The 19,461-nt window shown below is 56.5% G+C and carries 21 protein-coding genes and 1 pseudogene; 11 read left to right on the top strand and 11 right to left on the bottom strand.

The window, feature by feature from the left end; translation table 11 throughout:
- Nucleotides 1-73 precede the first annotated feature (73 nt).
- A complete protein-coding gene (locus tag B0E33_RS18815; protein WP_077292058.1) occupies nucleotides 74-346 on the top strand; it encodes a DNA -binding domain-containing protein in 273 nt (90 codons plus the stop codon).
- A gap of 18 nt (nucleotides 347-364) precedes the next feature.
- On the opposite strand, the gene B0E33_RS18810 is transcribed toward B0E33_RS18815, so the two are convergent.
- From B0E33_RS18810 to B0E33_RS18785, 7 genes are all read right to left on the bottom strand, one after another.
- Entirely contained in the window at nucleotides 365-733 is a 369-nt protein-coding gene (locus B0E33_RS18810) for a DUF2285 domain-containing protein (RefSeq protein ID WP_077292057.1), read from the bottom strand.
- Nucleotides 723-1,163, bottom strand: a complete 441-nt coding sequence (locus B0E33_RS31640) for a transcriptional regulator domain-containing protein (protein WP_369126923.1) — start codon at nucleotides 1,161-1,163, stop codon at nucleotides 723-725. Before B0E33_RS31640 ends, B0E33_RS18810 begins: the two co-directional genes overlap by 11 nt.
- 31 nt (nucleotides 1,164-1,194) lie before the next feature.
- Nucleotides 1,195-1,833: an acyl-homoserine-lactone synthase gene (locus B0E33_RS18805; protein ID WP_077292056.1), complete on the bottom strand. Its 639-nt coding sequence runs from the start codon at nucleotides 1,831-1,833 to the stop codon at nucleotides 1,195-1,197.
- A gap of 88 nt (nucleotides 1,834-1,921) precedes the next feature.
- Nucleotides 1,922-2,647: a LuxR family transcriptional regulator gene (locus B0E33_RS18800; RefSeq protein WP_077292055.1), complete on the bottom strand. Its 726-nt coding sequence runs from the start codon at nucleotides 2,645-2,647 to the stop codon at nucleotides 1,922-1,924.
- A gap of 155 nt (nucleotides 2,648-2,802) precedes the next feature.
- Nucleotides 2,803-4,281 (bottom strand): aldehyde dehydrogenase, encoded by a 1,479-nt coding sequence (locus B0E33_RS18795; RefSeq protein ID WP_077292054.1) that lies wholly within the window; start codon nucleotides 4,279-4,281, stop codon nucleotides 2,803-2,805.
- A gap of 8 nt (nucleotides 4,282-4,289) precedes the next feature.
- Nucleotides 4,290-4,877: a thiamine pyrophosphate-dependent enzyme gene (locus B0E33_RS18790; protein WP_077293447.1), complete on the bottom strand. Its 588-nt coding sequence runs from the start codon at nucleotides 4,875-4,877 to the stop codon at nucleotides 4,290-4,292.
- Between the two features lie 5 nt (nucleotides 4,878-4,882).
- On the bottom strand, nucleotides 4,883-5,446 hold the full coding sequence (locus B0E33_RS18785) for a thiamine pyrophosphate-binding protein (RefSeq protein WP_228148135.1): 564 nt from the start codon (nucleotides 5,444-5,446) through the stop codon (nucleotides 4,883-4,885).
- A gap of 109 nt (nucleotides 5,447-5,555) precedes the next feature.
- On the opposite strand from B0E33_RS18785, the gene B0E33_RS18780 reads away from it, so the two are divergent.
- Entirely contained in the window at nucleotides 5,556-6,491 is a 936-nt protein-coding gene (locus tag B0E33_RS18780) for a LysR family transcriptional regulator (RefSeq protein WP_077292052.1), read from the top strand.
- 232 nt (nucleotides 6,492-6,723) lie between these two features.
- Complete coding sequence (locus B0E33_RS18775) at nucleotides 6,724-7,407, top strand: cyclase family protein (RefSeq protein ID WP_077293445.1); 684 nt, start codon at nucleotides 6,724-6,726, stop codon at nucleotides 7,405-7,407.
- Between the two features lie 172 nt (nucleotides 7,408-7,579).
- Here the strand turns inward: B0E33_RS18775 and B0E33_RS18770 are convergent, their stop codons facing one another.
- From B0E33_RS18770 to B0E33_RS18750, 4 genes are all read right to left on the bottom strand, one after another.
- Nucleotides 7,580-9,121 (bottom strand): amino acid ABC transporter permease/ATP-binding protein, encoded by a 1,542-nt coding sequence (locus B0E33_RS18770; RefSeq protein ID WP_206051377.1) that lies wholly within the window; start codon nucleotides 9,119-9,121, stop codon nucleotides 7,580-7,582.
- Nucleotides 9,122-9,151: 30 nt separating this feature from the next.
- Nucleotides 9,152-9,886, bottom strand: a complete 735-nt coding sequence (locus tag B0E33_RS18765) for an ABC transporter substrate-binding protein (protein WP_206051376.1) — start codon at nucleotides 9,884-9,886, stop codon at nucleotides 9,152-9,154.
- Nucleotides 9,887-10,068: 182 nt separating this feature from the next.
- Nucleotides 10,069-11,478: an amidase gene (locus B0E33_RS18760; protein ID WP_077292049.1), complete on the bottom strand. Its 1,410-nt coding sequence runs from the start codon at nucleotides 11,476-11,478 to the stop codon at nucleotides 10,069-10,071.
- 192 nt (nucleotides 11,479-11,670) lie between these two features.
- Nucleotides 11,671-12,051 (bottom strand): ectoine synthase, encoded by a 381-nt coding sequence (locus B0E33_RS18750; RefSeq protein WP_077292047.1) that lies wholly within the window; start codon nucleotides 12,049-12,051, stop codon nucleotides 11,671-11,673.
- Nucleotides 12,052-12,150: 99 nt separating this feature from the next.
- Here B0E33_RS18750 and B0E33_RS31635 point away from each other — a divergent pair.
- From B0E33_RS31635 to B0E33_RS18715, 8 genes and pseudogenes are all read left to right on the top strand, one after another.
- Nucleotides 12,151-12,285: pseudogene (locus B0E33_RS31635) on the top strand (LysR family transcriptional regulator); the annotation flags it as partial.
- A gap of 39 nt (nucleotides 12,286-12,324) precedes the next feature.
- Complete coding sequence (locus tag B0E33_RS18745) at nucleotides 12,325-13,044, top strand: LysR substrate-binding domain-containing protein (RefSeq protein ID WP_265733499.1); 720 nt, start codon at nucleotides 12,325-12,327, stop codon at nucleotides 13,042-13,044.
- Nucleotides 13,045-13,388: 344 nt separating this feature from the next.
- On the top strand, nucleotides 13,389-13,634 hold the full coding sequence (locus B0E33_RS18740) for a hypothetical protein (protein WP_156912435.1): 246 nt from the start codon (nucleotides 13,389-13,391) through the stop codon (nucleotides 13,632-13,634).
- A gap of 472 nt (nucleotides 13,635-14,106) precedes the next feature.
- Complete coding sequence (locus B0E33_RS18735; RefSeq protein WP_077293443.1) at nucleotides 14,107-14,826, top strand: 2OG-Fe(II) oxygenase; 720 nt, start codon at nucleotides 14,107-14,109, stop codon at nucleotides 14,824-14,826.
- Between the two features lie 107 nt (nucleotides 14,827-14,933).
- The gene (gene ada / locus B0E33_RS18730; protein ID WP_077292044.1) at nucleotides 14,934-15,989 is read left to right on the top strand and encodes a bifunctional DNA-binding transcriptional regulator/O6-methylguanine-DNA methyltransferase Ada; all 1,056 of its coding nucleotides are present in this window, start codon (nucleotides 14,934-14,936) and stop codon (nucleotides 15,987-15,989) included.
- Nucleotides 15,990-16,195: 206 nt separating this feature from the next.
- The gene (locus tag B0E33_RS18725; RefSeq protein WP_077292043.1) at nucleotides 16,196-16,954 is read left to right on the top strand and encodes an SDR family oxidoreductase; all 759 of its coding nucleotides are present in this window, start codon (nucleotides 16,196-16,198) and stop codon (nucleotides 16,952-16,954) included.
- Nucleotides 16,955-17,105: 151 nt separating this feature from the next.
- Nucleotides 17,106-18,326, top strand: coding sequence for a hypothetical protein (locus tag B0E33_RS18720; RefSeq protein WP_077292042.1), 1,221 nt, complete (start codon nucleotides 17,106-17,108; stop codon nucleotides 18,324-18,326).
- A 2-nt stretch (nucleotides 18,327-18,328) separates the two neighbouring features.
- Complete coding sequence (locus B0E33_RS18715) at nucleotides 18,329-19,444, top strand: hypothetical protein (RefSeq protein WP_077292041.1); 1,116 nt, start codon at nucleotides 18,329-18,331, stop codon at nucleotides 19,442-19,444.
- Nucleotides 19,445-19,461: the final 17 nt, after the last annotated feature.

Genomic DNA, 19,461 nt, shown 5'->3' with positions numbered 1-19,461 from the left:
CCCAGTTTCGGATTATCCCATTTTGGGATATTTTGGTGGTAACCACCTGAGACTGATGGAAGGTTGCTGCCTAATGGAAAGCACGAGAACACCAACCGAACAGAGCCGACTATCGCCCTCTTCCGACCATTTCACCGCCTATGACGCTGCCCATTTTTCAACCTACATGCAGCTCCTCACATTCGCCTCTGACCACGCAAGCATCGACGAGATGGCTCAAGCGGTTTTCGGCATCGATCCGGCGACCGACCCGGCACATGCCAGGCAGATGGTTGAAGCTCACCTGAAGCGGGCGAACTGGCTTTTAGCATCAGGCTACAAAGAGCTATTCCGGGAAGCCGTCTGAACCCTCTCTCAGGTCCGGCTACCGCAGGAAGTTTAGATAGCCTTCTTTCATGAGGTACCGCCCACGCCGGATTGCTCGCCGGACATGATCGCGGAGATGATTGCCGGGATCCGTCCAGTCCCGGCTAACCTTTTCCTCTCCGAATAGTGCCACCGCGATTTCGCGATGCGTTGCTCCATCAAGGGCACCATCGAGGGCCTGAAGGATGACGGTCAGGCGGCGGTTGCGAGGATCCGGGGGAAAGAGGCGTGCCGGAAGTTCTCCGGTTTGAAGAAAAACGTTCAGCGCTTCCATTAAGGCCAGACGGCTCTTGTTCAGATGCGGCGGCCAGACCGCCTCCGTCTTCAGGTGAAGTGGGGCAAGAACGTTCCTGGCTTCAACGAGCATCTGCAGGCTCTGCCCTGCTTGTTGAAGAAGGACATGATGCGCGTCTGAACCGGATTGCACGATTGTCACGTTGCATGGCAGAGCTTTGATATCCAGCTGTGCTGCTCCCGGTCTGGCGCGTTCGGCTGTTACGGGAAGAACACGCGCGAAGAGGTCCGGATCCCAGATGACGCCGGCGCCAGGATCCAGAGAAGTCGCGAAAAAAGAGGCCCAATTTCGTCAGGGGAGATTGGGCGGGCATGCTGTAGGTGGCTGGGTGTTGGCTCGATTTCTCAATCGAGCCAATAAAGTTTTCGAAGTCTGACTGAAAGCTTGGGTTTCTCCTCAAGAATTCCCAGGCCCAGCCGCTTCGGGGAAGGAAGGAACACGGGGCGTAGGTCTCCCGGCGATACCAGTTGGGGAAGCCGGGCCTCGATGCACTTGAGGGCATGGTTTCGGGACTCGGCGGAGGGCAAACCGTGTCAGTCTTCCCGATTCAAGTGAACGACGGGAGCCCAGAGGACGGGCTGATAGCCCCCTCCCCTTTCGCGAAGGCTGTCCAAAATCTCTTTCGAAACGTCGACAAAACCTGCGAGCGCCATCGTGTTGCCGATGGGTTTCGGAGATCCGAGGCGTTCCAGCGGCCAGCCGGCTATCCGCAGGATCCTTTCCATGCGTGTGTCCGTGACGGTGACAATACGGTCGGAACCGCGCGAGAGGGCAAATTCGACCATGCCGGCGAAGAGTTCGTAGGTGCCGACCGCAATTCCGCCATGGCCTTTCGGCGCGGCCGCGGGAAGGTCCAGAGCAAAACGGCTGCTTTCGAGAATACTGTCGTGTTCGGGAGCTGATCGGCCATCGAGCAGATTGGAAAACGTGTCGCGCAACATCGTCGGACCTGTTGTCGGCAGAAAGCGCACACAGCCTTCGATGCGTCCGGTCGCGCCTTTCATAATGAGATAATCGGGACAGTCGGCGTCATAGGTATCTATCTCAAAACCGCCTTTGGCCGGCACATCCCAGTTGAGCCGTTCATTGAACACTCGGTGGCGAAGCAAATGCATTTCCTGGATTTCACCGGAGAACTCGCGGTACCAGGGTTTCGAAATGAGCTGTATCATTGTTTTCTCCAATAGGATTTGATCGTTCTATTGGAGAGGTTTTGCAGACACGCGCATCCTGAGAACCATCACAGGTTGAAGTTTAAGATCAAAGCGATTTCGGACTTGATGCGGCGAGGATCGCAATTGCCTGCGCTACTGTCCTCACCTCGAATTTGCGGCGGACATTGTCCAGATGAAAGGTGACTGTCCGGCGTTTGATGCCCAGGATAATCGCTGTGTCACCAGTGGATTTTCCTCGTGCGGCCCATTGAAGACATTCCAGTTCCCGTTTTGTGAGAGATATACCGTCCACAATTCCGGTGCCGGAAAATCTTTTGCGCACCTGGATATGAAAGCACGTGACCATGAGCTGAAGCGCATGCCTATAAGTGGCGGCGATTTTGGCAAATTTCTCGTCGTCGTGCGCCGCAGCAAATGTCACCGCAGCGAAGCGTCCGTACCGGTCATGAATGGGAATAGTCATGCCCCGGCCAATTCCGAACTCGGAGGCCTCCCTGAAGAATTTCGAGTCATGCGAGAGATCTGCGGCACGAACACTTCCGGAAGGCCAAAGGAAGGGCTCGTGCGCATTTCTCATATGACAAACTACCGGATCGACCTGGTGATAGGCCTTCTCGCGATATCGGCTTCTCCAATCTTGCGGATAATTTGAGATGATGTGAGGTTCGCCGCGTGGTTCACCGGGTAAAGAAAAATAGGCAAATCTTTCTATTTCGAATTCTCGTGCAGCGATGGCCATCGTCTCCCGGAAATCGCTGTCATCGATGCAACCGGACATCCGGGTTATGAAGGTTTCAAAAACGCGCTGCATCCTGGTGCAGTGCCCCTGAGCTTATCGCGCGAAAGGTTCGCCCTGGTTTTCAAAGGCTAGACGGAGCGTTCAACCCCCTTTTTGTCGGCACTAAGCAGAAAAGAAAGACGATCGCATCAGAGCCGCGTCAATGAAGGTTCCCGCAGCAGGGCCGCCTAGCGGATCACGAAGGGATTATCGGTCTTGCCTGACGTGTTCAGCCACACCGTCTTGGTTTGCAGATATGCGTTGATTGCTTCCTGCCCATTTTCGCGCCCGATGCCGCTTCTCTTGTAGCCGCCAAACGGCGCCATATAAGAAACGGTGCGATATGAATTGATCCAGACCATACCAGCTTCCATCGCCTCCGCACCACGAAGCGCCCTGCCCATGTCGCCTGTCCAAACGCCCGCTGCCAGTCCGTAAGGACTGTCATTGGCAACTGCAAAAGCCTCTTCTTCGTCATCGAAGGGGATGACCGACAGGATCGGCCCGAACACTTCCTCGCGCGCGATACGCATGGAATTATTGACGCCAGTAAAGATTGTGGGTTGGACAAACCATCCCGGCGCAAGTTCCTTCTGGTCGGGAACACCACCGCCCAAAACGCATAGGGCGCCCTCGCTGCGCGCTATGTCGAGATAGGAAAGAACCTTCTCGCGTTGTAGCTGTGTCGTAATCGGTCCTACCTGAGTATCTGGCCTTGCCGGATCGCCCATTCTTGCGCTGGCGGCCAGCGAGGCGATTTTTTCAACGACCCGGTCGTGAATATTACGCTGAACCAGTAGGCGCGAACCCGCGATGCAGGTCTGGCCGCTGGCGGCGAAAATGCCGGAGATCGCTCCGTTAACGGCGCTTTCCAGATCCGCATCGTCGAAGACAATATTGGCGGATTTGCCCCCGAGCTCCAGGGTCACGGTCTTTAGCCCCTCGGCGGCGGCACGATAAATGGCAAGCCCTCCCGGCTCGCCACCAGTGAAGGCGATTTTGGCAACGTCCGGATGTGAGACGAGCGGCGCGCCCGCGTCTTGCGGAAATCCAGTGACGGTGTTGACCACCCCGGCCGGGAACCCGGCCTGTTCGAACAGCTTGACAAGCTCCAGGGTCGACGCGGACGCGTGCTCCGACGGCTTGATGACGACCGTATTGCCTGCCGCAAGAAGCGGTGCAAGCTTCCACGTCAGGAGAAGCAAGGGAGAATTCCACGGCATGATAGCCGCGATGACACCAAGAGGCTCATAGCGTGTGAAGGCGAACATTCCCGCCTTATCGATAGGCAGAACCGATCCTTCGATCTTGTCGGCAAGACCGCCGAAATAACGGAACCATTCGGGGATGTAGTGCAATTGCGCGGTCATCTCAGTGATGAGCTTGCCGTTGTCGCGCGTTTCCAGCGCGGCGAAGCGCTCGGCATTCTCCGCGATGAGGTCGGCAAGCCGTGTCAACAGCTTACCGCGCGCACTCGGGTTCATGCCGGCCCAGTCCTTCGAACGGAATGCTTTGCTGGCCGCCGCCACTGCTTCGTCCACATCGGTGGCGGTGCATCGCGGGATCAGTGCCCACGGTTTGCCAGTGAAAGGATCGAAGCTTTCGAAAGTCTTGGCTGCCGGTCGCAACCGGCCGCCGATCGTGTTTTCAAAACGTACAAGGGGCATGTCCGTCCTCAACAGTTATCGAAGCCCAAATTTGCGCGGAAACGATTCTTGATGGCGACGGCGTCACGCGGTGGCAGTGAGCGCGGCAGGTTTTCGGCGGTGATCTTCAGTACGAAGAGACGCGGCCCTGCGGCGGTGCGGCGCAGTTTTTCGCACAATCCGTCGACTTCCTCCAGGGAACGCAGTTCGGCAGATTCTGCAAACCCGCAGGCGGCGGCGATCTCGTTGAAACTGATGCCATGTCCGGTATGGCTGGATTGCATGCCGGTCTCGCCGAAGTGCTGATTGTCGAGGATGATCAGATCGAGGTTCCGGGGCCGCGCCACGGCGATCGTTGCCAGGGAGCCGAACGCCATGAGCTGTTCGCCGTCTCCGGTGATGATCATCACCCGCTTGTCAGGCTGCGCCTGAGCAAGACCCAGTCCCACCAGTGCGGCGCCTCCCATGGCACCCCAAAGATAATAGTTGTCCGCGCAGTCGCCCGCGGCATGGACATCGTAACTCGGCGACCCGAGGCCCGTGACCACCAATGCGCCTTCCCGGGTATCGAGCAGCTTTTTCACCGCTTCACGGCGGTCCATTGTCGGCATAGTCATTGCGGTCACCATTTTTTCTTACCGAGCAGGCGCTGTCCGATCAGCACCGCGATTTGTTGATCGGAATCGAATGCCATCGAAGCGGCTTGCGACACAGTATCGACGACAGCGGGTCCGGTCTCGGCACGCAGTACGGTCAGGCCGATCGCTTTCAGCGAGGCCTCCGTTGCCTGCCCCATCGGCACCTGCCATGGATTGAATTCGGCCCATTCGCCCCGCATCGTTACCAGCACCAACAAGGGAATGCGCGCCTGCACCGGCAGAGACAGCATGTTGATGCAGTTGCCTACGCCGGAGGATTGCATCAGCACGACGCTGCGTTGTCCTCCAAGCCATGACCCGGCAGCGACGGCAATGCCTTCCTCTTCGGTTGTCAGCACGTTGGTAACCACGTCCGGATCAGCACCAAAGCGACGGATCAAAGTGGTATGCCCCGCGTCGGGTACATAGGACATATGCGCAACGCCAGCTTCCTTCAGAGCGTCATAGACCTGATCCGGCCACTGATTTGCCGGTGCTGAAAGCCGCGCTGATGCAGCAACTTGTGGCTTGTTTGCGTCTAGGTTGATTGCCGTCACTTGAACCTCCGATAATTGGATGTGACGGAACAGTAACTCGGCTTTTATATATAATCCTCGTCCCTTTCTTGTGATCAGGTATAATGATATTAGATACCTTATGGAGTTATCTCAATTACGCACACTGATACACGTCGCCGAACTCGGTAGCCTCAGCAAGGCGGCCGACAGGCTTCACATTGCGCAGCCGGCTCTCAGTCGGCAGGTGCGTATGCTGGAGGAGGAACTCGGGTTCGCCCTTTTTCTTCGGCATGGCCGCGGCATGGTGCTATCCGAGCAAGGCGCTGAAGTCCTGACGCATGCAACACGAATCTTTGCCGAGGTCGAAGAGATCCGCGCTACTGCCAAGCCCGCCGGCGCGCCTCTAACCGGCGAAGTCGCCATCGGCCTGCCTCCGACCGTCGCCGAGATTATTTCGTTGCCGCTGGCAGCCGCATTCGGCAAGGCCCATCCCGATGCGAAGCTCAGGCTAGTCAGCGCCTACACCGGATATCTGCTCGACTGGTTGCATCGCGGTGAAATCGACACCGCGGTCATGTACGATCCCCGCAACGCCCGCTCGTTGCGCTGTCGACCTCTTCTTCTTGAAAACCTGTTCCTTATCGGTCCGCCTGGAACAGACTTTTCAACGTTCCAGGCCGTATCGTTCGCCTCCCTTGAAGGCAAGCGCCTGCTTTTGCCCAGCCTGAAACATGGGCTGCGCATCATCGTTGAAAACTGTGCAGCGGAGACCGGCATCACACTCGATGTCGGCATCGAGGCCGACACATACGCGCTTTTGAAAGATCTCGTTCGCACCGGCCATGGCTGGACGATCCTGCCACTCGCCCCCATTCATGCCGATGTCACAGCAGGCCTCCTGACGGCCGCACCCCTGATAGATCCAGCACCCGCGCGGCGCCTCATCCTTGCCTATCCGGCTGACCGGCCTGCCTCGCGGCTCGCGCGGTTCGCCGGCCAGGCGATCGAGGAGACCGCCCGGGATCTTGTCGAACGCGCTGTATGGGCTGGGCAGCTGCTCAGCCCCAAGTCGTGAGATATTCAATTTCAGCATAACTGATCACATCAAAACGGCATTGCTGCAATTTCTCGCCCACGCAATGCTGGAAACGGACAGCCGGATCGTTCGTGCGTCGGCGTCAGGAAATTCGCAGCCCGCTAGCAAGCTATTTGGGCTTGTCGCAGCGTCCAGGGCGCGGTGAAAGGCAAATTCGTCCGCTTGGCCGTGCCTGCGTGAAATGCACGATAGTGCGAAAGGAGATCAGTCCATGACCCGGTTCATCGACCTCACCCAGACTTTCGAAAACGGCATGCCGGGATTCCGCATGTGCGACAAGGCGGGACAGGCAACGGAATTCACTGCGAGAATACACCCCTTCCTGACGCACGAAGAGTCAAAGCCGAATTATGGGGGCAACGCTTCCTTCGAAATCACGGAAGTCCATTTTCAGACTTCGATCGGAACGTATCTCGACGCCCCCAGACACCGGCACGAGGGCATGGGGGATATAGCTTCGCTCGAAATCTCGAGCCTGATTTCGCATGGCATCGTCATTGACGCCCGCGGGTGTAGTCCGAACACGCCACTCACCGCCGAAGATCTCCCAAGAGCAGACACACTCGCCGGGCGCGCCGTGCTGATCAATTTCGGTTGGGACAGACACTGGGGCGCTGAAGAATATTATAATTTTCCTTACGTCGACCGCAGAGGCCTACAACATCTACTCGATTCCGAGATTTCTCTGTTCGGTGTGGATGCTCTCAACGCCGACTGCCCCAAGGATCTCGAACGTCCCGCTCATACCTGGTTCTTGAAAAACAACATCCATATCGTGGAGAATCTAACGGGGCTGGAGCAGCTTCACGGCCAAGCATTTCGCTTCTTCGCCATTCCCTTGAAAGTCCGGGGCGCCGCAGCGTTTCCAATACGGGCTTTTGCCGAAATCGAATAAGCAGAACGCACCGCAAAACCAGCGAAGATATCAGAAGAAAGGACTTGTCGTTCCGGTTCTCCGGGCAACCTTTCGCGTCCGAGCGGGAGGCGGCGGTGCAGGAAGAGGCTCGGGGTCAATCCCACCTTCCTCGCGTTGCGCGCCGATGAGTTCCGGACGGATGTGGAGCCATTCAGTGTTGGGACTGCTCCATGAAGCGCCTGATACGTGCATCCGTGATGCCGTTTCTCAGGTCATCGGCGGACGCCTCGGCAACGCGGCTGCCGTTTTCGAGCATGATGATCCGGTCGGAAATCCGCGCGGCGAAGCGCATTTCATGCGTGACGATTAGCATCGTCATACCTTCCGCAGCCAGACCCTCAATCGTCTGTAGGACTTCGCTCACCATTTCTGGATCAAGCGCAGATGTAGGCTCATCGAACAGCATGACCAGCGGCTTCATCGCAAGAGCCCTTGCAATTGCCACACGCTGTTTTTGTCCACCGGACAGCTGATGAGGGTATTTTTGCGCATGCGCGGCCATCCCGACCTTGTCCAGATTGAGCATGGCGAATGCGCGCAACTCGTCCGCAGAGCCCATTGTGTGATAGCGCGGACCAAGTGTCACATTTTCCAGAACCGTCAAATGCGGGAACAGATTGAAGGACTGGAACACCATCCCGAGGTGTATGACATCGTCGCGAAATGTCTGCGACAGCTGATACTTGCCGTCGCCGCAGATCCAGTCTTCCCCATGAAAGCAGATCGTTCCGCCGTCGATGTCCTGCAATGCGTTGATGGTTCTCAGCAGCGTGGTCTTTCCCGACCCTGACGGGCCAATAAGACATACGACCTCCCCGGAGCGAATTTGGAGCGAAATGTCGTTCACCACACGCTTGTCGCCAAAGGACTTCCGCACTCTGTTGAGATCGACAACAATATCACTTTTCCTGATGCGCTCCCCCGTCACCACCGGGTGCTCAAACCGGGTTTTGGCAATTTCCGTTTCGGTCGCGCGGCGGCGCGTGACATCGAGGTGATTTTCGATCCAACGCGCAATCCAGGTGAATATTGTGACGATCAAAACATAGTAGACCGACACCGCCACTAGTGTTTCGATAACGAGGAAGTTCCTGGTGTAAAGGCGCTGGCCCACAAGAAGAATTTCGGAAAGGGAAATAACCGACACCAGCGATGTCAGCTTGACGATCGTGATGAATTCGTTGCTGAGCGTCGGCATGGCAACACGGAAGGCTTGCGGAACGATGATCTTAAAATATTTTCCGAAGGATCGAATACCAAGAACATGAGCAGCCTCATGCTGACCCCGATCGATGGATATTAGTCCTCCCCGGTGGATCTCGGAAATATAGGCGACTTCGCTGACGATGAGGGCAATCGCGCCAGCCCAGAACGGGTTGGACAGGACCGGTCGCAATTCGGGCAGCATCTGAGGCAAGTTATAGATAAATATAAGCAGAACCAGCAGCGGCACACTCCGGAAGAACCAGATATAAACCGCGCTCAGCTGCCGCAGCCAGCCCGGCCCCTCGGTACGAGCGATAGCAACGCCAAATCCCAGTGCAACACTCACACACCACGTCAGTACGCTGAGCCAGACAACGGTAAGTGATGCGGTCCAGAATTCGCTATAACTTGCCAGCGAGAGCAGATATTTCCAGTCAAAACTCATTGTAACCAGTGCTCCGGCAATAGTGGCAGCGAGTTCTTTCACCCGCTGCCGTAAGATCGATCAGGAAATGACCTATTGGCCGACCGCTGCACGGAATTCGCCGTCGGTAGGGGCTGCGACGTTGTATTTTGTCAAAAGGGCCCGGTACTCGCCGTTGGCCTTGATCACCGACATCGCATTTTCAAGGATTTCTGCTAGTTCCGTGTTACCTTTCTTCAATCCCAGCGCGACGATCACCGGATAAAGTTGGTCCTCATTCGTCATGACGATGCGCCCGTTCAGTTTTCTTGCTGCCTCTCCAAGGACTGCTGAATCTTCTACTTGGGCATCCACTCCACCGGACAGGAGTGCCTGGGTGGCCTCCGGCGCTGTTGGGAATTCGCGCGCGTCAATCTCGTCGCCGGCACAAGTTGTTTGATTGAGCTCTTCTACCCGCTGCAACCAGGCGGAGCCTTTCACCGACGCGAAGGAATGACCGCAAAGCTCCTCGAGAGTGCGGAAAGCGAATTCACTTCCCTGCAGAACGGCAATCGAAATGCCGGATTTCATGTACGGCAGGAAATCGACCCGTTTGGCACGCTCCGGCTTCACATAGAGTGTCGAGGCAATTACGTCGAACTGATCGCTCGAAACACCGATGATAAGGTTCTCGAAGCGGGTATCGACGAATTTCACCTGCAGATTGGCAGCCTTTGCCAGCGCGGTCGCGAGTTCGGCGTCAAAACCGGCGGGCTGATTGGCATCGTCCAGATAGTCGTATGGCGGATAGGTCAGATCGGAACCGACAAGTAGCTGTCCGGCTTCCACGAGCCCGTCCGCATGCCCGGTCGGCGCAAGAGCCATGTTTGCACAAATGGCCAGACCTGCGAGAAGAGTGGAGCGTTTGATAGTCATCTGGTTTCCCTCTGTTGATGTTTTTGTAACGCTCGTCTTCAAATCGAACCGGTTGTGTTTCGAGCCTTTCCGGAGCCGAAAATGCGCCTTCTCGTTCAGTTCCGGTGATTTGAAGATCGTTTTGCCGCAAGCCGTTCATTTTCCTTCGGCGTGCGGGATAGAACCGGACTGGTGCCCGGTTTCCAGGTCGAAAGATGTCTTTCGATCCAGGAACCTATAGCTATCAATTCTTCTTCTTGGCCCTTCCTGCCGATGACCTGAATACCCATGGGCAGGCCTTGCCCGCTCAGTCCGGTCGGCAGTGCCAGGGCAGGATGGCCGGTCACATTGCAGATCATGCGAAGGGAGGCCGCGGACAGTTCGGCCATGGCGGTGCTGTCTTCCAGCCTGCACGGCGGCATGGCACTCACCGGCAAGACAATGCCTTCTGCCTCGATCAAGCAATCATCGATGGCGGCCGTCAATTGCTCGCGAAGGTGCTGCGCATTGATGTAGTCGGCGACCGATACATGAGCGCCGCGTAGTAATTTTTCCCGCGTAAGGTGCCCATATCGCTCCGGATGAGAGGAAAGCGATCGCCTGTGAACATGGAAAGCCTCGGCAAAGAGTGTGACCCAGCCTGCTGCGTTGAAACATTTCAGGGCTGCCGTGCGCCGGCTCGAGATCACCGAGCCTGCAGTGTTCAGCTCTCGCAGAACCTTGTCGAAGAGCTCAGCGGTCTCTCCCGTCGCAACGAGCTCTTCACGCCAGAGATGATCGAGCCGGACAAGTCTCGGAGCTTCGACCGGTTCCCGCGCAACGGCAACAGGATGTCTTGCAAGACTGCGAAAGGCCAAGGCAACGTCCTCGACAGTTCGCGCCATCGGTCCAAGCACGTCCATGCTGGGCGCAAGAGGATGTACGCCTCGCATCGACAGCTTGTTGAAAGTCGGCTTCAGGCCCACAACACCCGTCATCATGGCTGGGCTGCGAATTGATCCACCAGTGTCCGTTCCAAGTGCAAGCGGCGCAAATTTCGCTGCGAGCGCTGCACCGCTGCCACCGGAGCTCGAGCCGGGCGTATAGTCGCGATTCCAGGGGTTCCGAGGGGGCGGCCAAGGTGCGTCGAAATGAGGCCCACCAAGGGCAAATTCGTCCAGGGATGTCTTGCCCAGAAAGATGCCACCGGCGTCCAAAAGACGTTGCACGCAATCCGCGTTTCTGCGGGCCGCCGCGCGCCTGTGAGCACGCGACTGGCAAGTGGTCACACAACCTTCGACATCTATGATGTCCTTCACCAGAAACGGAATACCAAACATTGGTCGGGACCGGTCAGGCCGTCCCCGCGTCAACGAGTTGGCGGCAGCAAGTGCCTGTTCCGCGGCGACTTCAATCAGCGCATTGAACCTGTCGTCAAAGGCCGCAATCCGATCGAGCAGGGCCTGGACATAGTCCACGGGGCACAACTCTCTGCTGGCAATTTTATTGCGCGCGTCCGCCAGGGTCAGTTCAACTGGTGAGGTCATTCCGAATCTCCCGAAATCGAGGAATGAAGGCCAGATTTGAAAAGGCAATCTTTCAGAACCAACAGCATGGACTGAGCGTTCTCACAGGCACGCTGACAATCTGGCTGATGGTTCCGAAAGACCGCGCCCACACCCAGGCGCTCGTAAAACGCGCCAATTTCACGGCACGCACTGGATGCTGCGTTTTCCATTTCAGTATGAGGACGTTTCATCGCCGGACAGATTGTGCCGCTCGTTACCCTTGATAGGCGGATTGAAGACGCTGATCAGGCGCATGTCCGTCCAGGCACGCAAATAATGCGGATCGTGATCGTTCAGCGCGTAAAGCGTGCCGGGTGCGATCGGGTGCGTATCGCCTCCCTCCCGCTGGATTTCTCCTTCACCTTCGACGCAGTAGCACGCCTCCAGATGATTACGGTACTGAATGAAGATGTCGGTTCCTGCCAGGATAAGCGTTTCGGTAAAAGCAAAGCCCATTCCATCCGCCTCGAGCAGGAACCTGCGGCTCTGTCCGTTGCCCCAGTTCACATCACGCTCCGTTCCCGCAATTTCACGCAGTGTCCTTACAATCACGTCTGCCTCCCTGCAGTTTTGCTATCCACAAAATGAACGCCAATCAGCTTCGGAAGACAAACGAATTGATTTTTCTATATTATTTAGTTTATCTAAAGTATGCCTCGTCGACCCTCCTTTGTTGCGCTCAGAGCGTTTGAAGCTCTTGTACGCTGCGGCAGCATCCAAAAGGCCGCTGAAGACCTTCATGTTACTGCAGGAGCAATTAGCCAGCAGATCCGGACTCTTGAGGCGGATTTGGAAATGAAGTTGTTCGACAGAAGCAGGCGCGCCATGAAGCCAACGCAAGCTGCCCTGACCCTGGCCGCCACGATCTCCGGGGCGTTTGATGCGATCTACCAGTCAGTCGACGGACTTATCGAAGCAAAGCAGAAAACGCAGCTCAAGATCGCAACACTCCCTTCGGTCGCAACCAGAATCGTGCTCCCAAGGCTGGGCGAGCTGCGCAAATGCCTGCCAGACGTGCAGCTTAGCTTCACCTACATCCATCGTCTCGACGACGTGCACCACTGGGAGGCGGACGTCTTGATCTGCGCCATCGATGCAGGCTTTGAAGGTGCCGGCAGCTCTCGAACGCTTTTTAGCGGTGCAGTGCAGCCGTTTGCTTCTGCCGGTTATCTGGAAAGCCAGGGTCCGTTTGACGCTCCCTCCGACATCAAAAATGCAAACCTGCTTCATGACTTCGACACGAGCGCATGGAAGCTATGGCACGAACGCGCCGGCATAGACGCACGGCGGGCGGCGGAAGGCGATATCTTTGAGGATTTTGAGCTTCTGGTTCATGCGGCACTTGCACACCAAGGCATCGCCCTCTGTCCTCCCACATTAATATCTCAGGAAGTTGACACTGGTCGGCTTGTTCCCGTTTTCGGCCTGTCGGTGCTGGAAAACCGCAACTACATCGTTGTGAACCCGAAACGCGGCAAGACGGAAGCGGCCGAATTCGCCGATTGGCTGGTACGTTCGACAGGCAGCAATGATCCACGCGACTGATTGTTCTGAATTACTGGCAAAATGACCGGTCGCGATCTCCTCGGCCGGCTCAATCTTTCAAAGGCCAGCTTAGACCTGAGCTCCCTTCATTCCAGGAACTTGCCCATTTGACTGAGTGAACGATCCGATGAACAGCGCCAACTCATTTTCTCCAAATATAAGGCACAGAACCCTCTAACCGTATTCTCAGAAACACAGTTATTCATTTCCCAATAGCGACAGAAGAGAGCGACCCTTGCGAAGTCCGTCTTCTAGTTTGGCGCTTACGGCATCCACGAATGTCAGCAACAAGTCGGTGAACGAGACGAGATTGGATTTGGTTTCCCAACCCTTTGACCAGGCCTTTGCATGATGAACAGCGAGTAGACACCGGCGTTGAACAAGATCGTTTCGGCGTTGAGGTAAGGCGATCCAATGCCGGGCAAGAACGCGACCAGCATTTCGCCGGCAGGACCGGCTTGCTCCAGTCAGTGAAACTCAATGCCAACGCCACGGTCGAAGCGGTGGATGGAGCGGCAGAAATCGACAAGTCCTCGATGCTCTTCCGGCAGGTAGGGCAAAACGGACAGGATGGATGTATCGTCCGGTGAACGAGGGCGATGTGCAATCAGAATGCCGGTGTAAGTAGTAATCCGCGCGGCAGCCGCTCGAACGACATGTCACCGATCCCATCTTCCAGCTGGATTAGGTGCGAGTGGTTTTGCCGCTAATACTTGTCTTCTTCGAATACAGAACCTTTGGCACCCAAATCAGGCGGCGAGGTGCGAGAATTGCTGAGTTGGACAGACTTCACTCCTGAAGTGACCCCTGCGGATCGTGCAGGCAATTTCAATACCAGCCTACGTCAAGGTGTCAGCCACCAAATTCCTCGCTCGTATGGTTGAGCCAATCGGAACCTTGGTTCGAAAGCGCAAAACGGATAGCCGGAAGGTTCCTGCCGTGGCCAAATGCCTTCAACACGCACTGCGCCGACGATCACTGTCCCGGAGCTACGGATTGAAGACGCCGCACCATAGGCAAGGCGTGACGGTGCCGTGAGCTGCGTAAGTTTTGGATTACAAGATGAGTAAAAACTCCGCCTTGGCGCCGAGAATTGCCGCCAACGACATAGACACCTTCCTGCACAACCTGGATGAAATGGGTTCGGCCGTCCTTTCCGGGATACTGACGCCGCCGGAGTGTCGGGCCGTTACCGCGCTCTACGATCAGGGAACCGGTTTCCGCAGCCATATCCGTATGCAAAGACACGGCTTCGGCAAGGGGGAGTACAAGTATTTCGCCTATCCCCTGCCTCCGCTGGTTCAGGCCTTGCGCGAAATGATCTATCCCCTGCTGGTGCCGACCGCTAATGCTTGGCAAGAACACATGGGACTGGAAACGCAGTTTCCGGTAGCCCACAAAGACTACCTGGAGCTGTGTGCGAAGGCTGGCCAAACGAAGCCCACTCCCTTGCTGCTGCGTTACGGCCCTGGCGACTACAATTGCCTGCATCAGGACGTCTATGGGGAAATGCTCTTTCCACTTCAGGCGGCTGTGTTGCTGTCCGACCCGGAAACAGACTTTTCGGGCGGGGAATTCGTTCTGACCGAACAACGCCCCAGAATGCAGAGCCGCGCCGAAGTAGTCTCCCTGCAGCAAGGAGATGCCGTCGTATTCTCCGTTCGCAACCGCCCAGCACGGGGCACTCGCGGTTTCTACCGCGTCAACATGCGGCACGGCGTCAGCAGGGTTCGTGAGGGAAGTCGGCACACGCTAGGTGTCATCTTCCACGATGCGGCCTGAAAGCTGCGCCGACTTTGCGGATTTGACCGCATGGAACGGAGTGAAACGATATCTAGCTGCGGCTAAAGGTTTCGGAAAGCAATCAAACAGAGGTATCCTTGGCTATCATGGATAAGGAGATCGAAATCGACCCGCGCTGGCAAAAGGTGCTTGATCGGGACGAGACAGCCGACGGCGAGTTTGTCTATGCCGTCCGCACTACCGGCATCTACTGCAGGCCGTCATGCCCTTCCCGCCGGGCGAAGGTGAAGAACGTCCAGTTTTTCGCTGGCCCTGACGAAGCGGAGGAAGCGGGATATCGGCAATGTCAGCGATGCACACCGCGCGGGCAATCGCTTCAGGAATTGAACACGGAAATCGTGATCGCGGCCTGCCGCTTGATCGAAGGATCCGGCAGCCAGCCGAACCTGAGCCATCTGGCCAAGTCGACCGGCCTGAGCACCTCGCATTTTAGTCGCGTGTTCAAGGCGGCCACAGGATTGTCGCCCAAGGCTTATGGCGTGGCGCACAGGAACAAGAAACTGCGCGACAAACTTGCCAATGACGATGTCAGCGTCACCACTGCGATATACGATGCTGGCTTCAATTCTAACAGCCGGTTCTACGAGAATTCGAACGACTTCCTCGGCATGACGCCTTCGACCTTCAAGAAAGGCGGCGCGAATACAGAGATCCTGTTTGCGGTCGGCCAGTGCAGCCTCGGCGCGATCCTGGTTGCGCGGAGCAAGAAAGGTATCTGCGCCATTACTCTTGGCGACGACGCACTAGCGCTTGTTCACGATCTGCAGGACCGTTTCCCGAAGGCCGAGCTTGTTGGCGGAGACGAGGAATTTGAGCGGCAAGTCGCGCAGGTCGTTGGTTTTGTCGAGACTCCGGGCCTCGGCCTCAATCTGCCGCTTGATATTCAAGGGACGGTCTTTCAGCAACGTGTCTGGAATATCTTGAGGGAAATTCCGGCAGGTGAAACCCGTACTTACGCTGAAGTCGCAAAGATGATCGGAGATCCCAAATCGGCTCGGGCTGTGGCCCAAGCCTGTGCGTCGAACAGGATTGCGGTCGCGATTCCCTGCCACCGGGTGGTGCGCAGCAACGGCGAACTGTCCGGCTACCGATGGGGCGTTGAGCGCAAGCGGGCGCTCCTGACGCTGGAGGCCAAGGCCTGACTTTCCAACACCCGACCGGCGCGGATTGCCGGGCACAGCGACTCCTATACAGCAATCGCAAGCCAACTACCAAGTGATTATGGTAGTTGGCTTTTTTCGTTTCGAACGAGCGGCGTGATTTTGTAAATTAGACAGCCTGAAACGGATATTCTCGGCCCATTGCTTCGCTTTAGCTTCACCTCATCGCAATTCATGGAGAAGCTAAAATGCATATGCAGGACAAGACAGTCATCATCACCGGTGCGAGCAGCGGGATCGGGGCAGCGGCCGCCAACCTGTTTGCTGCGGAGGGCGCAAACGTTGTGTTGGGGGCACGGAGGGAGAAAGAACTTCGTAACGTCGAAGGCCACATTAGACGAAACAACGGCCGTGCTGTTTCTGTCGTCGGTGATGTTTGTGACGAACACTTTGCTGAGGAGCTCGTAGAGGCTGCGGAAAAGGAGTTTGGTGGCCTCCACGCAGCATTCAACAACGCCGGCATGGTCGGTGATATGGTTCCAGTTCCTGACATGGAAAGTCAGAATTGGCAGAAGGTACTCGAGACAAATCTCACCAGCGCCTTCTACGCCGCAAAGCATCAGATACCCGCGCTCAAGCGTGCGGGCGGTGGTTCGATCATCTTCACCTCAAGCTTTGTCGGGCACACCGCCTCTTTCCCAGGCTGGGCCGCCTATTCCGCCAGCAAGGCGGGCCTGGTCGGTCTGGTTCAGGCACTGGCCACCGAGCATGGTGCTGACGGTGTCCGTGCGAATGCGCTCCTCCCAGGGGGCACGAAGACCGTGCTGGCAGGGGACCTCACAGATCCGGATCATGTGGGCTTCCTGAGTTCCCTGCACGCCCTGAAGCGTCTTGCCGAACCGACTGAGATCGCCCAGGCAGCCCTTTTCCTCGCATCGGACCGCTCAAGCTTTGTCACCGGATCGGCGATGATTGCCGACGGCGGCAACTCGATCAACAAGGTCTGATCCGACAACGGCAGCGCCTAGATGATCTGCACCCGCAGAGTGAACGGCTTACCAGCCATGTTCATGCGGGTGCAGGCCAGGTGGCCAGGAATGCCAACAAACATTTCCCTGCCGCCATGAACTTTCAGCTAATCAAATCAAGGAACTCAACATGTTCAAATTCGGAAAACTGGCAGTGCTGTCCTTCACCTGGACGCTGATGAGCAGCGGCGCGCAGCTCGCATACTCAGCTGACGTTCTATCGTCGGCAGGCTCAATGACCTTCGGGGCCGACGACGTCCTCTTCATCGGTGATACAAAGGCCGGAATGGTTCATGCCTTCGACTTTGCTCCGGATTATTTCAACGATCAGGCCGACGTGTTTCTGGGGCGCCCGGAAACCTTTGAGGCGTGGACGTTGGTCAAGAGCATTGATGCGGAAATCGCCGCACTGTTGGGGGTGCACCCCTATGATGTCCTGATCAACGACATGGTCGTTCACGGACCGTCGCAGCAAATCTTCCTCTCGGTTTCCCGGGGTGTGGGTCCGGACGCGACACCCGTCATCGTTCAGGTAAACAAAGGATCTGTCGAACTTGCCGATTTGACACAGGCCGAACACAGCCAGGTTTCAGTAGGCGAAATCGCAGATGACGAAAAGCTCGAGTTCGGCCAGTCAGTACGAGATCTGTCGATCACCGACATTGACTTCTACAACGGCGAGATTTTTGTGGCGGGCGTCGGAACAGGTGATTTCGCCTCCAAACTTCGCCGAATTAAGTATCCCTTTGACGGAGAGGTAAGCTCATCGTCGATCGAAATCTGGCACGCTGTGCATGCCCAGTTCGAGACGCGTGCTCCGATTATCAGTCAGGAGATCCGGGAGCTGAACGGTGTTCCAACCATGATCGCTGCTTATGCCTGCACACCCCTCGTTCGAATTCCGCTCAGCGAATTGAACGACGGTGCGAGGGTGCGCGGCGAGATGATTGGTGAACTTGGCTACGGCAACACGCCGATCGACATGATCAGTTACACCGACCCGATGGACAAAAACGATTACATTCTGGTGACCAACACCAGCCGTTCCGCAAAACGGATCGCGCTGGATGAAATTGCCCATGCGGAACCGATGCCGACCGGTGTCGACGCCAATTTCGGGCCGGCCGGCGTTTCCCAGTTCCCGATGCCGACGGAAGCACTCCATCTCGACATGCTGAACCCTTATTGGTCGGTCTCTATCCGGCGCAACATGGATGATGCCCGAAAAATGGATCTGGTTTCCATTCCGCTTCCATTCTTCCTGGATCGTGCCCCGCACGTCGTTGAGATGAATTTCGCGAGCGCACCGGACAAATTCGGCTTCCGGAACTTTGAAGTTCTGGAGCGTTGATCATGCGCCTCAAAAGGGCAACCTCGCTCATGGTATTGGCACTTTTGGTGCCAGTACCAGCCTTCGCCTCGACGCAAAACTCGCCAGAATGGCTTGTCCTGCCGCGCACAGACAATGGGTCGGTAACGCTGAATGTTGCGCCGGAAGGCAGACACTTCAATCCAAAGTCACTGCGTGTCTTTGTCGAAGGTCAGGAGTCCGACCGCGCAATTTCCGGGCGTATCGCCTACGCAGAACATTCCATCCAGTTTCAACCGAGTTTTCCCTTTCAGAAAGGGACAGACTATCGCGTTGAGGTCGAGACTGACTGTTTTTGGAGTCAAGTGTGCACCGGACGGAATATCGTGACTGCAACGTTCCAAATCAGGCCTTCGGAAGAATTTAATCGCAGCGAACTGCTGACTGTCGAGCCGGGGGCGGAAGTGGTACCGGCAAATGTCCTGCGTTTTTATCTGTATTTTTCCAAGCCCATGGCGCAAGGCGATGTTTACCGGAACATTTCGCTTTTCGATGAAAACGGGGCACAGATCTACAGTCCATTCCTTAACCTTCCAAGAGGTCTCTGGGATGCATCCCAAACACGTTTGACGATACTTCTGGATCCCGGCCGCCTCAAGACCGGAGTGGAACCCAACCTCCGCAATGGTCCCCCCTTGCAGCCAGAAGGCCACTACAGGCTCAAGGTTTCGAGAGACCTGCGAGATGCCGATGGAAACAGGCTTGGCCGGGGATACAACTGGTCGTTCAGCACCTCTGAAGCAGTAAAGCAGCGCGTTGATTTGAATACCTGGACCTTCGAAACGCCAGTCAACGGCTCAAATCAGCCATTGACGGTTCGGACCCTCGTTTTACTGGATGCCGTGAACGCGTTTCGACGGCTGCTGGTTGTGAACGATCGCGGGCTGCGTGTGAATGGTCGCTTCCGTATCGAAAAAAGTCCCGCGGGTTGGTCCTTCATACCCTCCTCACCCTGGCAAAGCGGTCGATATCGGGTAGTTGTGGACACAACGATTGAGGATGTTTCCGGCAACTCGGCTCAGACAGCTTTCGAAATACGGGCGGGGCAGGCAAATGCCTTGAGGCCCCTCCGGGAGACACTGACTTTCGAAGTCGAATAGGAGGTCTTTCCAAATAC

Origin of the sequence: Roseibium algicola (assembly GCF_001999245.1) — a bacterium.
GTDB classification, from domain to species: Bacteria; Pseudomonadota; Alphaproteobacteria; order Rhizobiales; family Stappiaceae; genus Roseibium; species Roseibium algicola.
Note: the sequence above shows the minus strand (reverse complement) of the source record. Positions and strands in the feature narration are given on the sequence as shown.

What these genes read in the sequence shown, in the direction of transcription:
- ada (WP_077292044.1), top strand. Translation starts at nt 14,934, where the DNA reads ATGGATAAGGAGATCGAAATCGACCCGCGCTGGCAAAAGGTGCTTGAT.
- B0E33_RS18715 (WP_077292041.1), top strand. Translation starts at nt 18,329, where the DNA reads ATGCGCCTCAAAAGGGCAACCTCGCTCATGGTATTGGCACTTTTGGTG.
- B0E33_RS18810 (WP_077292057.1), bottom strand. Translation starts at nt 733, where the DNA reads ATGCTCGTTGAAGCCAGGAACGTTCTTGCCCCACTTCACCTGAAGACG.
- B0E33_RS18725 (WP_077292043.1), top strand. Translation starts at nt 16,196, where the DNA reads ATGCATATGCAGGACAAGACAGTCATCATCACCGGTGCGAGCAGCGGG.
- B0E33_RS18815 (WP_077292058.1), top strand. Translation starts at nt 74, where the DNA reads ATGGAAAGCACGAGAACACCAACCGAACAGAGCCGACTATCGCCCTCT.
- B0E33_RS18735 (WP_077293443.1), top strand. Translation starts at nt 14,107, where the DNA reads ATGAGTAAAAACTCCGCCTTGGCGCCGAGAATTGCCGCCAACGACATA.
- B0E33_RS18760 (WP_077292049.1), bottom strand. Translation starts at nt 11,478, where the DNA reads ATGACCTCACCAGTTGAACTGACCCTGGCGGACGCGCGCAATAAAATT.
- B0E33_RS31640 (WP_369126923.1), bottom strand. Translation starts at nt 1,163, where the DNA reads ATGCCCTCAAGTGCATCGAGGCCCGGCTTCCCCAACTGGTATCGCCGG.
- B0E33_RS18800 (WP_077292055.1), bottom strand. Translation starts at nt 2,647, where the DNA reads ATGCAGCGCGTTTTTGAAACCTTCATAACCCGGATGTCCGGTTGCATC.
- B0E33_RS18745 (WP_265733499.1), top strand. Translation starts at nt 12,325, where the DNA reads ATGAAGCCAACGCAAGCTGCCCTGACCCTGGCCGCCACGATCTCCGGG.
- B0E33_RS18795 (WP_077292054.1), bottom strand. Translation starts at nt 4,281, where the DNA reads ATGCCCCTTGTACGTTTTGAAAACACGATCGGCGGCCGGTTGCGACCG.
- B0E33_RS18780 (WP_077292052.1), top strand. Translation starts at nt 5,556, where the DNA reads ATGGAGTTATCTCAATTACGCACACTGATACACGTCGCCGAACTCGGT.
- B0E33_RS18775 (WP_077293445.1), top strand. Translation starts at nt 6,724, where the DNA reads ATGACCCGGTTCATCGACCTCACCCAGACTTTCGAAAACGGCATGCCG.
- B0E33_RS18805 (WP_077292056.1), bottom strand. Translation starts at nt 1,833, where the DNA reads ATGATACAGCTCATTTCGAAACCCTGGTACCGCGAGTTCTCCGGTGAA.
- B0E33_RS18790 (WP_077293447.1), bottom strand. Translation starts at nt 4,877, where the DNA reads ATGACTATGCCGACAATGGACCGCCGTGAAGCGGTGAAAAAGCTGCTC.
- B0E33_RS18720 (WP_077292042.1), top strand. Translation starts at nt 17,106, where the DNA reads ATGTTCAAATTCGGAAAACTGGCAGTGCTGTCCTTCACCTGGACGCTG.